Origin of the sequence: Microcystis sp. BLCC-F210 (genome assembly GCF_042134685.1) — a bacterium.
Lineage (GTDB): Bacteria > Cyanobacteriota > Cyanobacteriia > Cyanobacteriales > Microcystaceae > Microcystis > Microcystis aeruginosa_D.
Genome location: NZ_CP169647.1, coordinates 1,447,439 through 1,462,542, shown reverse-complemented (window position 1 = coordinate 1,462,542; position 15,104 = coordinate 1,447,439). Strand labels below are relative to the sequence as shown.

General features: G+C 42.7%; 12 protein-coding genes. 9 read left to right on the top strand and 3 right to left on the bottom strand.

What is annotated here, in order from left to right; translation table 11 throughout:
* Positions 1-103: 103 nt before the first annotated feature.
* On the bottom strand, positions 104-496 hold the full coding sequence (locus tag ACE3JL_RS06955) for a hypothetical protein (protein ID WP_375329150.1): 393 nt from the start codon (positions 494-496) through the stop codon (positions 104-106).
* A 456-nt stretch (positions 497-952) separates the two neighbouring features.
* Between ACE3JL_RS06955 and ACE3JL_RS06950 the strand changes: the two genes are divergently transcribed.
* From ACE3JL_RS06950 to ACE3JL_RS06910, 9 genes are all read left to right on the top strand, one after another.
* Positions 953-1,585 (top strand): DUF3782 domain-containing protein, encoded by a 633-nt coding sequence (locus ACE3JL_RS06950; RefSeq protein ID WP_375329149.1) that lies wholly within the window; start codon positions 953-955, stop codon positions 1,583-1,585.
* 67 nt (positions 1,586-1,652) lie between these two features.
* Positions 1,653-2,372: a DUF3782 domain-containing protein gene (locus ACE3JL_RS06945; protein ID WP_375329148.1), complete on the top strand. Its 720-nt coding sequence runs from the start codon at positions 1,653-1,655 to the stop codon at positions 2,370-2,372.
* Between the two features lie 88 nt (positions 2,373-2,460).
* Positions 2,461-2,820, top strand: coding sequence for a CU044_2847 family protein (locus tag ACE3JL_RS06940; protein ID WP_375329147.1), 360 nt, complete (start codon positions 2,461-2,463; stop codon positions 2,818-2,820).
* Positions 2,821-2,837: 17 nt separating this feature from the next.
* Positions 2,838-4,826, top strand: coding sequence for a trypsin-like peptidase domain-containing protein (locus ACE3JL_RS06935; protein ID WP_375329146.1), 1,989 nt, complete (start codon positions 2,838-2,840; stop codon positions 4,824-4,826).
* 8 nt (positions 4,827-4,834) lie between these two features.
* Complete coding sequence (locus ACE3JL_RS06930) at positions 4,835-5,854, top strand: AAA family ATPase (RefSeq protein ID WP_375329145.1); 1,020 nt, start codon at positions 4,835-4,837, stop codon at positions 5,852-5,854.
* Complete coding sequence (locus ACE3JL_RS06925; RefSeq protein ID WP_375329144.1) at positions 5,847-8,498, top strand: SAV_2336 N-terminal domain-related protein; 2,652 nt, start codon at positions 5,847-5,849, stop codon at positions 8,496-8,498. Before ACE3JL_RS06930 ends, ACE3JL_RS06925 begins: the two co-directional genes overlap by 8 nt.
* 680 nt (positions 8,499-9,178) lie before the next feature.
* Positions 9,179-10,084 carry a formylglycine-generating enzyme family protein gene (locus ACE3JL_RS06920; RefSeq protein ID WP_375329143.1) on the top strand — a complete coding sequence of 302 codons (906 nt, stop codon included), beginning with the start codon at positions 9,179-9,181 and terminating at the stop codon, positions 10,082-10,084.
* Between the two features lie 164 nt (positions 10,085-10,248).
* Positions 10,249-10,380: a hypothetical protein gene (locus ACE3JL_RS06915; RefSeq protein WP_375329142.1), complete on the top strand. Its 132-nt coding sequence runs from the start codon at positions 10,249-10,251 to the stop codon at positions 10,378-10,380.
* A gap of 257 nt (positions 10,381-10,637) precedes the next feature.
* Complete coding sequence (locus ACE3JL_RS06910; protein WP_375329141.1) at positions 10,638-11,381, top strand: DUF1995 family protein; 744 nt, start codon at positions 10,638-10,640, stop codon at positions 11,379-11,381.
* Positions 11,382-11,401: 20 nt separating this feature from the next.
* On the opposite strand, the gene bioD is transcribed toward ACE3JL_RS06910, so the two are convergent.
* Entirely contained in the window at positions 11,402-12,064 is a 663-nt protein-coding gene (gene bioD, locus ACE3JL_RS06905) for a dethiobiotin synthase (protein ID WP_271987868.1), read from the bottom strand.
* Between the two features lie 305 nt (positions 12,065-12,369).
* A complete protein-coding gene (gene gyrA, locus ACE3JL_RS06900) occupies positions 12,370-14,922 on the bottom strand; it encodes a DNA gyrase subunit A (RefSeq protein ID WP_375329140.1) in 2,553 nt (850 codons plus the stop codon).
* Between the last annotated feature and the right edge of the window lie 182 nt (positions 14,923-15,104).

Sequence of the window (15,104 nt, the reverse complement as noted above, 5' to 3'; positions counted from 1 at the left end):
TTAAGTCAATTAATTCCTGATCCCTACCAACAAATTTAGGGATATTACTATTAGATAAATTGTGAGGATGTTGTTTAACCTGTTCCTGAACAGGCGGCTGCAGTCAGGTTTTATTAATGCTTATAGTTGCTGCTTGATAAACTTCACCACCCTCAACCTTATTCTGGAAATTTGTCCCTCCATAATTAGTCTGGTTCATACTACTATTATCCTGAATTTTCAAGGATTGAATTTCTGTTGCTAAACCCTTGACTTTTTCGGCGAAATCTGCTTCATCATTCATGGCAACCTTTAAATAATCTGCTACTTTTTCTAGATCAGTTTTTGACCCTTTTTCAGCAGCTTGTAAAGCTTTTTCAGCCTTAGGATTAGCTTTAAGTTTATTCCAGATGATTTGCCGCAAAGTATTAATTTTTTCTAGAGCAGCTTCGGTAAATTTTTCTACAGTAGTCTGAAATACCAAAGCAACAATTGTCGCCACTGTTATCGGTTCCATAGATAAAATCGGGGTGATGAGGGTTGAGTTTATTATATTATTGGGTTTTGATTTTTTGCCACAATATAGGGATTTTAGAGATTGCTTCAGTGGTAAATTCCCGTACTGCTAAAGTAAACTTGTGGTTAAGGGAGCATTCATGATTCAGTCCTTATTTTGGCTTTCATAATTTTATTCTGTCCTATTTTTCTTAATCACTGAGCAGTAAACAGTAGCCAATTCAAGTCTGAATTGCATCGCTGTCTGATCTACCTTCATAGAATACCTCATTAGGTTATACTTCACCTTGAAGAGAAGGGCTTGAAGTTTTATAAAAAACAAAAAACTCTTAAGATATTTGTACATATTTGTCAAGCTTTTTATATAATTCTTAATATTCATCTCGTTTTTGCTCTCCTCGGTTTTCTCGATCGAATCGCTAAAATAATTAGAGGTTTTTGTTTTTGATGTCAGTCCATGAGTGAACCCGTTACCCTTGAGGATATTTACCAGCTATTCCGCGCTTCGGCCGAGGAATTTGATCGCCGTTTAAGGGAAAGCGATCTTCGTCGAGCGGAAATGGAACGTATCTTTGCCGAAGCGAAATTAGAAAGCGATCGCCGTTCTGCTGAAGCCGAGCGCTCGATGGCAGAACTGAAACGCACCGTAGAACGAACCAGCAAAGCGGTAGATAGTCTCACCACTCGCTGGGGTCGATTTGTGGAAGAATTGGTAGAACCGGCGGTTTTACGGCTTTTTCAGGAGAAAGGCATTGATATTAAGGAAATTTACCCCCGCGCTAGAGTCAAGCGTCAAGGTATCGCCATGGAAATTGATATCCTAGGGGTGGATGATACCGATCTTGTGGTGGTGGAATGTAAATCGAGATTATCTCAAGATGATGTGGATGAATTTATCGAAAAATTGACTCGTTTTAAAATTGCTTTTCCCCATTATCAAAACTATCGAGCTTACGGTGCAGTGGCAGGAATTGAAATCAACGAAGGTGTAGATCGCTATGCTTATAAAAAAGGTTTATTTGTGATTAAACCATCTGGGGATACGGTGGCTATTATTAATGATGCTAACTTTCAACCGAACACTTGGTAAAGAGATATAATTAGGCATTATTAGGTAGGTGTTAAATCCCCCCGTCTATCGACCCCCCTGTTAGTCCATGAGTGAACCCGTTACCCTTGAGGATATTTACCAGCTATTCCGCGCTTCCGCCGAGGAGTTTGATCGCCGTTTAAGGGAAAGCGATCTTCGTCGAGCGGAAATGGAACGTATCTTTGCCGAAGCGAAATTAGAAAACGAGCGCCGGGCTGCCGAAGCGAAATTAGAAAACGAGCGCCGGGCTGCCGAACTTGAGCGCCAAGCTGCCGAAGCGAAATTAGAAAACGAGCGCCAGGCTGCCGAAGCCGAGCGCTCGATGGCAGAACTGAAACGCACCGTAGAACGAACCAGCAAAGCGGTAGATAGTCTCACCACTCGCTGGGGTCGATTTGTGGAGGAATTGGTAGAACCGGCGGTTTTACGGCTTTTTCAGGAGAAAGGCATTGATATTAAGGAAATTTACCCCCGCGCTAGAGTCAAGCGTCAAGGTATCGCCATGGAAATTGATATCCTAGGGGTGGATGATACCGATCTTGTGGTGGTGGAATGTAAATCGAGATTATCTCAAGATGATGTGGATGAATTTATTGAAAAATTGACCCGTTTTAAAATCGCTTTTCCCCATTATCAAAACTATCGAGCTTACGGTGCAGTAGCGGGAATTGAAATCAACGAAGGTGTAGATCGCTATGCTTATAAAAAAGGTTTATTTGTGATTAAACCCTCTGGGGATACGGTGGCAATTATTAATGATGCTGACTTTCAACCGAACACTTGGTAAAGAGATATAATTAGGCAGGAGGCTAAAAAGATGGAGTTGTGATTGATTAAGTCTGGGCAACCGCAATAAAATAAACAGGAGAATTTTTATGACTCGTTTAGTGAAATTTACCTCAGAGGAGGGGACTATTTACATCGAGGTGGATGAAAAGTTACCCTTACCCAAACCGAAACCAGAAGATGAACTTATTAGCCGAACAGATCAAATAGCTGTTAAAGCCGCTCAGTCTTTTGAAGACGCATTAAATGGCATAAAACCCGTGGCCAATGCCATAATTAATAAGGTCAAAAGTTTGAATGAACCAGCCGATCAGGTAGAGGTAAAATTCGGGATAAAAATGACTGTTGGATTAGGGGCTATTATTGCATCTGGCAGCGCCGATGTTAATTATGAAATTACCCTAAAATGGGATAACAAGGAAAAAAATAAGCAATCATCTACTCAATAAGGACTTAGATAAAAATAATGGTTGCATCTCTGGAATCTTCTGTGGTCAGAATTTATAAGCAACGACAAAATAAAGATGATAAAATAGAAATTGTTGGGGCAGGATTTCTAATATCATCAGAATACTTGATTACCTGCGCTCATGTTGTCAATGAATCTTTAGGATTAGTATTAACATCTGCTGAGAAACCCACTGACATTATTAAGTGTGATTTTCCTATCATTGCATCGGGTACATCTTTAGAAGCAACCGTAGAAGTTTGGCATCCGGTTAAATTTAACAGCAACGATCCTCAAGATATTGCTATTTTAAAATTAAAAGATTCAGTTCCTTCACAAGCTCAACCAGTTTCTTTAATTACCTCTAAAATAGGGGATTTATCTGATCATAATTATAAAGCTTATGGTTTTTCCAGAGATGGAGGTGTCTGGTCTGATGGTAAGATAATAGGTCATATTGCTAACAACAAAATTCAGATAGAAGATAATAAAAGCACAGGATATGCTGTAGAAGGTGGGTTTAGTGGGACGGCTATCTGGGATGAGCAATTGGGGGGAGTAGTGGGGATGGCAGTAAGTGCTGATAAGGAAAAATTGGTTGCCAAATCTGCATTTTTTATTCCTACTAATGTTCTTTTAAAAGCTTGGGATAAGTTGCTATATATAGCACAAGTAGAAGGAAGAATCCCTAGAATCATCTCCTTGATTAGATGTATATTTGAAAACAAGAGTTATCAAGATCAACTTAATACAGCTTATGAAAATTTAAGAATTGAAGTGAGGGATCATTTAGTGTATTTACCTAGAGTAATTCCTTCCTTTTGGTCTGATTTTATAGAAATAATCTATCAATTAGATGAAAAACATTTGATCTATACTTCTCAATTAAAATTTTCTTGGTTAGAAATATTTATTGGCTATTTAGTCATTCAGTTAAACTCAAGAGATGCTCTGGCGAATTTATTAAAAGATAACTTTACAGAATGGCTAAAAAAATATCAAACAAAATGGGAAGTTTTAATCAATACTTTAGAAAATAATCTTAAGCATCGATCACTAAATACTGCTCAAAAATCAACAGACAAAAATCCCTGCTTATTTGTTACCCTTACAGAAGAAAACAAATCTTTAATGCTGAGAGCTTGGATTGTTAAAGATATCAACAATTATCATCCCACAGAAAAAGAACCTCAAAAACGTGGAGAATATCAATCTTTAACCCCCAATGAAGGAATAAGTCTGGGTAATCATCTCCAAGAAAATGAATTGATTAATCACCTAAAAAAATTTAAACGAGAATCAGAACATATCTGTCAATCTTCCCTAGAAAAAGTTCAATTTTTTCTTCCCTATAGATTTATTGAAAAAGAGATTAAACCGATTGATTTATTTTCAATTGATGAAGTGGCAACAGCTACAGGCTGCGATCCTCATCATTGGGGAGTCGATCATGAGATAATCATGAGATTTTCAGAACGAATAACAGCCGAAAATATCAACAATCAACAAAGCTATTTATGGATGAAAAAATGCCAACTTTTTCGGAATATACAGCAGCAAAATCTCACCCAAATCTTAAAGTGTGAAGAAGAAATCCAAAAACTGATCGAATCAAACAATCAGCAAATAGTTATTTTTAAAAAACCTCTGGCAAATAATGACCATCCGAATAAAATACTCAAATATCATAAATTTAACAATGTTATCGGTTCAAGGTTAACTAATCTCAGTCAAGAAAACTCCTTAGAGTTAAAAAATATTCTAGCCATTTTATACGAAACTGGAATACCTTTATCTCTGTGGATACGACCCGATGCTAACCCAGAACTTAACTGTCAGGAAAAATTAGACCCTATCTGTCAATGTCCACTAGAAAAATTACCAGAAATAATTAAAAATAGACGTTCCGCCGCTTGGTTAGAAGATAATCATATTGGGAATCATCTATCATTACTTTGGGATGACTACCAGCTTGTTCCCCCCAACTATCCACTTTTGATGCCATAAATTGAACTATGACAGACTGGAAAAAATTTACAGGAAATCAAAAACCCACAGACGATTGGAAATTACCAAAACCCCCCAGCTGGCGACCTTTTGGCGAAGAAAAGCAACCGGGAGAAAGTCGTCGTAAGCATCGGGGAGAAACCTTTCTAGTGCGCGAAGAAGAAATTAAAATGGTCAATGCAGCCTTGTATTTACGGCGACCTTTATTAGTAACCGGCAAACCAGGGACAGGAAAGTCATCCCTTGCCTATAAAGTCGCCCAGGAATTAAAATTAGGAGAAGTATTATACTGGCCGATTACCACCCATACTACCCTAAAAGATGGACTTTATAACTATGATGCCATCGGTCGGTTACAGGAGGTTAAATTACTGGAACGAGAGCAAAAAGAATTAACCCCAGAAGAACGAAAAGACCAATTAAAACAGATTGAAAAATATATTACCCTTGGACCCTTGGGAACCGCACTATTAGAGTCGGAAAAACCAAGAGTACTGTTAATTGATGAAATTGATAAGAGTGATATCGATTTACCCAATGATTTACTCACCTTATTTGAAGAAGGACGCTTTGAAATTCCCGAATTAGTTAGGCTAAAAGAAGAAGTCCCAAGGGTTGAAGTACGAACTGCTTATACCGATACAACCGACGTTACCCAGAAAGATATAAAAACAACTATAAAAGATGGTTTAGTTATCTGTAAGGCTTTTCCTTTTGTGATTTTAACTAGCAATGGAGAACGAGACTTTCCTGCACCTTTTTTGCGTCGTTGTCTCCGTTTAACTATGAAAGAACCGGAAAAACCCGACTTAATTAAAATAATTGAGGCCCATTTAGAAGAAACAATTGCTAATAATCCAGACATCGATAAACTTATTGATAACTTCATTCAAAAGCGCAATTCACAAACCCTAGCCACGGATCAATTACTTAATGCTATTTTTATGGTCAAAAAAGGAGCTATATCAACTGAAGATGACCTGATTAATCAACTTTTGAAAGATTTGGGGAGGGTAGAAGATGAGTGAATCCCCATCCAATTCATCAGTTAAAAAACTATTAGATTATCTAGAGCAAACAGGATTACTTGAACAGTTACAACTCAGTGATGAAGATGTAGCTGATAGTATCTGGTTGGCCCTACAAATGGGAGTTGAAGACTTCCAACCACCCCCAAAAAATCCAGAAAATAAACAGCCAATAGATTCATCAACTTCTAATCAAATAGAGGAAAACTTAGATGATATTCCAGAAGATACCCTATCAAAATCTCAGCCAATTGTCGATGTTATTACCGAAGAATCTCTCCCCAAAGAAATAGAAAAAACTACCCCAATCCAAGGCTTTCCTTTTCAAATTCCTGCTGCCGCTGCACTACAGACAGCACTCTTTATTAGTCGCGCTTTGCGTCCTTTCATGGGAAAAGTTCCCTCAGCAACTAAAATGATTTTAGATGAAGAAGCAACCGCTTCTTTTATTGCAGAAAGGGATATTTGGCTACCCGTGACTAAACCCCAACCGGAACGCTGGTTAACCCTCGAATTAGTAGTAGAAGAATCTAGATCCTCTTTCATTTGGCGAGAATTAATTAATGAGTTACAAAATCTCTTAGAAAATCAAGGAGCATTTAAAACCGTCAGAGTTTGGCAACTATCAACCTCAAATAATCAAGAATTACAGTTAGTAAGACGCAGAAAAAAAGGTAAACCCGGACAACGTTATCACCCCCATAAAGAACTTATTCATCCCAGGGGACGGGGATTAGTTTTGCTAGTAAGTGATTGTGTCTCTCCTCTCTGGCAAAAAGCCTTAATTCATCCTTGGTTAAAAGATTGGTCAGAAAAACAACCCACCGCTATTCTGCAACTTTTCCCCGAAAGATTATGGAATAGTACCCAACTAGGACGAGGACGTAAACTCTTCACCACTGCTTTAACTGCTGGTGTTCCCAATCCGAAATTAATCTTAAAAAATTATCCCCAATGGCTACCGATTAACTGGCAAAATACCCTTCTTATTCCCGTAATCACTTTGGAAACAGAAGTCCTCAAACAATGGGCAAAAGTTGTCGCCGGGTCAGGTAATGCTCAGATTTCTGCCTTTTTATTTGATTTAGAATTTATTAAACAACAAATTATCGAAATTCCCCCTATATCCAGAGAGGAAAATAAGCAAGACAGCGAAGATAAAAACAGCATTAAAAATAAGGCCGAGGCAATGGTCGAGCGATTTTTTGCCACCGCGTCAGAACCAGCCAAAAAACTAGCAAAAATGATGGCAGCTGCCCCGGTAAGTATGCAGGTGGTCAATCTTATTCGTAAAACTCTTTTAAACGAAGTGCGTCCCGTTCATGTGGCAGAATTTTATATGGGAGGTTTATTAAAACCGATTGTAGAAAATGAAGAAGGACAGTATCGAGTCTATGACTTTTTACCCGGGGTACGTCAAGTATTAAATGATGCTATCGGTAGGCGACAAACTATCAAGGTACTCGATGCTATTTCCCAATATATTGCTGGGGAAATTAAAAGTCCTATCCGCAGTTTTGCCGCTTTATTAACCCTACTACCCACCTATCCCCCAGAACAAAGAGAAAAAATTCTTCCCTTCGCTCAAGTCAGCATCGAAGTCTTACGCAATCTGGGGGGAGAATACGCAGAATTTGCCGAAGAAATCGCCGTTAATATCTCCAATCCCCCTCCAATCCCTCAATCCTCGCAACCTCCCTTAAAAACCTATATCTTTGATGTTGCCACCATCGAAATTCTAGAAACCCGTACCTTTGAATTTACCCTGGCAACCATAGAACGTCAGTATCAAAATCCTTTTAAAGGAGAAAAACGGGTAATTAAAAAGGAAAAAAGGCGAACAGAAGGCATTGTCGAAAAACTAGCCGAGGGAGTCGAATTGGAATTGATGGAAATCCCCGGCGGCACATTTATGATGGGAACTGAAGACGAGGAAATCGAAAGACTGGTGAAAAAATTTGGTTGGGATGGATTTAGACGAGAAAAACCCCCACACCGAGTAACCGTTTCCTCTTTCTACATGGGGCGTTATCCTATCACCCAAGCTCAGTGGCAAGCTATCGCCGCAACCGCTAAAATAGACATCGACCTAGAGACAAACCCTTCTCACTTTAAAGGGGATGAGCTACCCGTAGAAAGAGTCAACTGGTATCAAGCAAAGGAATTCTGTAAACGACTATCAAGGGAAACAAAACGGGAGTATCGGCTACCGAGTGAGGCAGAATGGGAATATGCCTGTAGAGCGGGGACAACAACCGCCTTTCACTTTGGGGAAACGATAACGGCAGATTTAGCTAACTATCGAGCTACTGAAACCTATGCCGATGAACCCACAGGAAGATATCGACGTAAAACAACCCCAGTGGGCTATTTTCAGGTAGCTAACGCCTTTGGGTTGTACGATATGCACGGCAATGTCTGGGAATGGTGTGCCGATACCTGGCACAATAACTATTATGGCGCACCGACGGATGGCAGTGCTTGGACAAAAAATGGGGATGATAATCGTTCTCCATTGCGGGGCGGTTCTTGGTACTTCAATCCCTATTACTGCCGTTCTGCTTACCGCAACTACCGCCACCGCCGCGTCAACCTCTACTACCTCGGTTTTCGGGTGGTGTGCGGTGCTGGGAGGACTCTGTAACCCTTTTTCTCTTTTTTTCCCGCCCAAAGGCCGGTCGATTTTGTAGGGGCGAACTGTGGTCAGTGAGTTTATCGAACTGCGTTCGCCCACCGGCAATAATCGGCCCACCGGCAATAATTCGCCCGCCCGTTTTTTGGGGATTTGGGACGATTTTTGGGTTATTTGAGCGCACGCGATGCGCCCCTACGGGTTTGGGGGCGGTTTTGGGGGATTTGGGTTTTTTGGGGGCGGTTTTTGGGTTATTTGGGCGCACGCGATGCGCCCCGACGGGTTTTCGGGTTATTTGGGTTTTTTGGGGGCGGTTTTTGGGTTATTTGGGCGCACGCAATTCGATCAACTCACTGACCACGGTGCGCCCCTACCACTGGCGCAATAATATTATTGTAGGGGCGAATTGCATTCGCCCTCTTTGAATAACTTCTGCTGCTCACCTATAGGTGAGGGAAAGTCACATATAGGTGATGCAGCCGATAATTTTCTGGAAATATAGTGGCTCTCTTATTCTTTGTGTAATAAGTTTAACTTACATTATGATCGATCTTTGTGTCCTCTGTGTCTTTGTGGTTCCTTCCACTCCCTCGCCAGCAAGACTATATCTTAGAATACATTTTACCCACCAAACCTAAGAGAGCCAAACATTTGTATAGGTGAGCATTACCTGCCCCAATCCTTGTTAAAAAATGACTAAATTAATCACTCGACTACAGCAACGAGAAGCACAATATTACAGCGAGAATTTAGGGGAAGGGATTAATCTCGACATGATGCTTATCCCTAGCGGTTCCTTTCAGATGGGAACCCCAGATCAAGAAATAGAAAGACTCTGTAAAGAATACGATCTAGACTATTTCCAAAGAGAAAGTCCTCAACACACCGTTAATATTTCAGCTTTTTTCATGGGACGCTATCCCATCACCCAAGCACAGTGGCGAGCGATCGCCGCAACTGCTAAAATAGACATCGATCTAGAACTAGAGCCTTCCTACTTCAAAGAGCCATATCAAGAGCAGGATAGATGGACAAGACCCGTAGAACAAGTAAACTGGGAGCAAGCAACAGAATTCTGTAAACGACTATCAAGGGAAACAAAACGGGAGTATCGGCTACCGAGTGAGGCAGAATGGGAATATGCCTGTAGAGCGGGGACAACAACCGCTTTTCATTTTGGGGAGACGATTACCACAGATTTGGCTAATTACAGAGGAACTGATTGGGAAAAAGACCAAAAAGTTTATCCAGGGAATTATGGAAGGGGACCAAAAGGCATTTATCGAAAACAGACGACACCAGTAGGCTATTTTAAGGTAGCTAATGCCTTTGGTCTGTACGATATGCACGGAAACGTTTGGGAATGGTGCGAGGACGATTATCACCCTAATTATCAAGGCGCACCCACGGATGGGAGTGCTTGGATTAGCAAGAACAAATCTACTACCAAAGTACTGCGGGGCTGTTCTTGGTTCGACAATCCAGATATCTGCCGTTCCGCTTACCGCTTCTACTTCCCCCGCGACTTCAACTTCAACGACCTCATCGCCTTCGACGGCGGTTTTCGGGTGGTGTGCGGTGCTGGGGGGACTTTGTAACCCTTTTTCTCTTTTTTCCCTTTTTACCCTCACATCTGATAATTTTTAACGCCTACCTACTTAGGGTTTGCTGAAAAAGTACGGGCGAAGCATTCGGGCAATAACCTATCGGTGAAACCGGAGATTTTCTATCCGAATGCTTCGCCCCTACAGGACGCGGGCTGATGAAGACGCAAGGTTTTGAAGCACGATTCTCTGAAAATCTGGCACCTGTTTCACAAGAAAAGCCACAAAACCCTTACCTTGCCTACATTTCACCTTTATTCAGCCAGCCCTACTTAGGACTGGCTGAATAAATCTAAAAACCTTGTTGGGTAAGACTTTTAGACTTTTTTTTCTCAAAAAGTGTCAACTATTGGAGTGATCGGGGGGAAAATTTAGGCACTTTTTCCCTGAAAATTAGGTAATTGGCCACCTAAAAATCGACAAAACCCCACACCCGAATTCATAATTCATAATTCCCACACCCCACACCCGTTCGGCTGAGCTCACGGCCGAAGCCTGCCCCCAGGAAAAACTTTTTGCCGCAAACCCTACTTAACTGATAACTGAAATGACCCTACCCAATTCCCTAGAAGAAACAATCCTGCAAGCGAAAGCTGCCACCCAACTGGCTCTAGAATCGGGAGCTAGACGCATACAAGTGGAATTAGTTATCCCAGAAATTGCTCTACAGGCGCAAGCTTTAGCCCTTAATTTTACCTCTATTTTTGACAGTTATGGTTCTGATTTAAGGGTAATTTTTCCCGATACCGGGGCCGCCATGTTAGCCCGACGAGATTGGGGAGAAACAGTTTTTCAACTGGGAGATTTAGGTAGTCGTTTTATTCCCGTCGAAAACAAAATTAAGCCAGAAGATGAAGCTTTTTTAGTTGTTTGTCCCTCCTCAGTCGAGATTAATTCCGTAGAAAAACTTTGTAACTTAGCTGAAGATCGCCCCGTGGTTCTTCTCATTCCCCAATTAGAAGATGTATCGGTAGTGGGTATCGGTTACGCAGCCCGACAATTGCGAGAAAGATTTTTAAGTACCCTAGAAAGTTGTTATTATTTTCGTCCCTTGGAATCAGCGATCGTTTATCGTTCCTATCCCTCCTTGTGGCAAGTTTGGCTAGAAAAAGAAGACGGTTATGAGTTAATTTCTGAACAATCCACTAAACCCATGGGCGAAGCTTTAGAAAATCTGATTCTGAAAGCTTCTAGTAATAATCCTAATGATGGTTCTAATCCTGCTAACAAAGCCAAAAAGTCGGGTTTATTTGCCACTATGGGACGCTTCTTAAAAGCATTGCAGCAGTAAAAAACCATAGGAATTTGACTTTAGATAATTTCCGGCCAACTAGCTACCACCGAGGCCAATTTATCCAAATCCCGACGATCTTCGATAAAGGGAAAAACACCTAAAACCGGACAATTAGTCAAGGATTGAATTAAATCGATCGGTGTTAACTGCTCGATTTCCGTCTCCGTGCGCGGTTCAAGACAATTAAGGATAATTCCACCTAAATTGACCTTTTTCTGCTCTGCTAGGGCAATATTAGCCACCGTTTGGGAAATCGCTCCCAATTTCACCGGCACGACTAAAAGGGTTTTTAACCGCCATTGAGCGGCTAAATCCGCCACAGTTAGCTCGTGGGTGACAGGACAACCTAAACCCCCTAAACCCTCAATTAAAACCAAATCTTGGCTTTTTTGTAGGTTTAGCAGAGCTTGCCACACCGTCTCTAAAGGAATATCTCGACCTTCCAAATCGGCAGCCACAGGAGGCGCTAAGGGTGCTTGATATTGCAGCGGTGTGATCATTTCTAATTGATCCTGAAATAAACCCTCATACCATTCTCGATCGCCTTGACCGGTTTGCATTAATTTCATCAGACCCAAGGCCTTCGATGGATAGTATTTTTGCCAATAAGCCACCAAAGCAGTGGTGACAACGGTTTTACCCGCATCGGTATCCGTAGCCGTAATCAAAAGACTATTCATAAAACTCCCAGGCTAAGTCAAGAGCAGGTACAGTCAGCAATATTTAGGGTTTGCGGCAAAAAGTTTTTCGTGGGGTGTAGGGTTGTGGGGTTTTGTCGATTTTTAGGTGGCCAATTAGCCAATTTTCAGGGAAAAAGTTCCTGAATTTTCCCCCCAATCACTCCAATGGTCGGCACTTTTTGAGGGAAAAAAAGTCTAAAAACCTTATCCAACAAGGTTTTTAGATTTATTCAGCAAGCCCTATTTATCAACTTATCTCCCTTCTCCCCACACCTAATCACCCGACACCCCACTTCCGGGCAAATCTAACTGTCTTCAGATTCCTCCGCATCACTAGGGGGAACTAGGGCAACAGCAGCGATCGCATCGTCCTCATCGAGTTTTTGTACCCGGATGCCTCCGGCCGATCGCGATTGGGGAGTGATAGCATCGACGGATTGACGGATAATAATACCCCGTTCGGTAATAATCATAAATTCCTCGTTGGGGTTAACAACGTGCAGAGCCGCTAATTTATCGTTCTTTTTGCGGAATTTAATCACTCTGACTCCTAATCCCGCCCGATTTTGTAGCCGGAGGAGGGTAACGGGAACCCGTTTTCCTAGTCCTGCCATGGTAATTGCTAACACCCAGGGGCCATTATTAGCCACTTCGGGGTTAATTTCTTCGCTTTCGTCCTCGGTTTCTTCTTGGTTAGATTCAGCGATTTGGGCGACAATTTGGCTAGGCAGGATGTCCATACTGATTAATTCGTCACCTGAGCGCAATTTCATCGATTTTACGCCCTTAGTTGCCCTGCCCAGGGAGCGCAATTGTTGACCATCGGCCTTAAAATGAATTGCCATCCCCTGACGAGAACCGATAATGACGCTATCTTCCTCTTTAGCCAAGCGAACCCAACGTAGTTGATCACCGTCTTCGAGAGAAATGGCGATTAAACCGTTTGATCGAATATTACTAAAGGCAGCGAGGGCGGTTTTCTTGATAAATCCCTTTTGTGTGAGCATAATCAGGTAATTATCCTCGCTGAACTCGCTGACTGCCACCACCGAGGTGATTTTCTCCCCTTTGGGAATCTCTAACAGTTGCACGATCGGAACCCCGCGAGCGGTACGGGAACCGGTGGGGATATGATAGGCGTTGAGACTATAGACAACCCCGCGATCGGTGAAAAAGAGGACGCTATCGTGATCGCGGCAGGTGATAAAGTGATCGATGCCGTCGTCTTCTTTCATTTTCGCGCCAGCTTTGCCCCTTGTCGCCCGATTTTGGGACTCAAAGGTATTAACAGGCATTCTTTTGATGTAACCCTGTTCGGTGACAAGAATTAAGGCCTGTTCGTTGGCAATCAAGTCAGTTTCGGCGATTTCTCCTTCCCGTTGTTCAATATGACTGCGACGGGGGGTAGCGTGAATCGTTTTGATCTGTTGCAGTTCTTCCTCGATAATGCTGTCGATCCGTTCTTTTTTGGCTAAAATATCCTGAAGATCGCCGATTTTTGTCAGTAATTCCCCGTGTTCTTGCTGAATTTTCTCCGATTCTAGGGCGGTTAATCGTCGCAGCTGCATTTGTAGGATTGCGTCCGCTTGCACCTCTGAAAGACCAAAATTCTGCACTAATCCCTCTTTTGCACTAGCTGTGTCGGCAGCACTGCGAATCAGGGCAATGACTGCATCGAGACTAGCGAGGGCAATTAGTAAACCCTGAAGGATATGATCCCTTTCCTCGGCCTTGCGGAGTTCATAACGGGTACGACGGGTGATCACTTCTACCCGAAAATCGAGGAAAACGCGGAGAAACTCCCTTAAGGTCAGTAATCTCGGTTCATTATCGACTAATGCCAACATATTCGCCCCAAAATTCGACTGGAGGGGCGTTTGTTTATAAAGATTGTTGAGGACGACGCGAGGATAGGCATCTCGTTTCAGTTCGATCACCACTCGGATGCCGTCGCGATCGCTTTCGTCCCGCACATCGGAAATACCGTCTATTTTGCGATCGTTGACCAAATCGGCGATTCTTTCGATTAATGCCGCTTTATTGGTTTGATAGGGCAGTTCGGTGATAATAATAGCATCTCGATCGGGTCTTCCCCTTTGTTCGATGGTTTCAAAGGAGGCGACTCCCCGCAGGGTAATGGAACCGCGGCCGGTGGTGTAAGCTTCCTGAATACCGTCTCTACCAAGGATATGCCCCCCGGTGGGAAAGTCCGGACCCGGGATATAACGCTGTAATTCGGTATCGGTGAGATCGGGGTTATGGATGAGGGCAACGGTTCCATCGATAATCTCGGCCAGGTTGTGGGGGGGGATATTGGTGGCCATACCGACGGCGATCCCCGATGAGCCATTAATTAGCAGTTGCGGGACTCTAGAGGGTAAAACCACGGGTTCCTGTTGGGAACCATCGAAGTTATCGGCGAAATCGACGGTTTCTGACTCGATATCCTGTAGTAGGGCGTTGGTGGCCAAGGTGTGCAGACGACACTCGGTATAACGCATGGCTGCCGGGGGATCGTTATCGATCGATCCGAAGTTACCATGACCGTTAATCAGGGGATCGCGCATGGAGAAATCCTGGGCCATGCGGACAAGAGCATCGTAAACAGCAGTATCCCCGTGGGGGTGGTATTTTCCTAATACTTCCCCGACGACTCTAGCGCATTTCCGGAAGGGGCGATCGGGGGTTAATCCTAGTTCGTACATTGCGTAAAGAATGCGCCGGTGTACGGGTTTCAGTCCGTCCCTAGCGTCGGGCAAGGCGCGCCCAACGATGACGCTCATGGCGTATTCTAGATAGGAACGGGACATTTCATTGCTTAAGTCTGTGGGGACGACATGATCCTGGGCGGCGGTCATAGGGGGGTTAACTCCAATAACAAGGCAAAAAAAGCGTTTTTGTGATTAAATTCGCTAAAAATCGGGTTTTTACCCTTTTGATGTGCAGAATATGCCCATTTGTAGGACTATTTTACCATAAAATCCCTCTTTTTTGGGGTTTGAGGCGGCGCTCGCAGGTTTCTTGGCTGGGATGGGGGGGT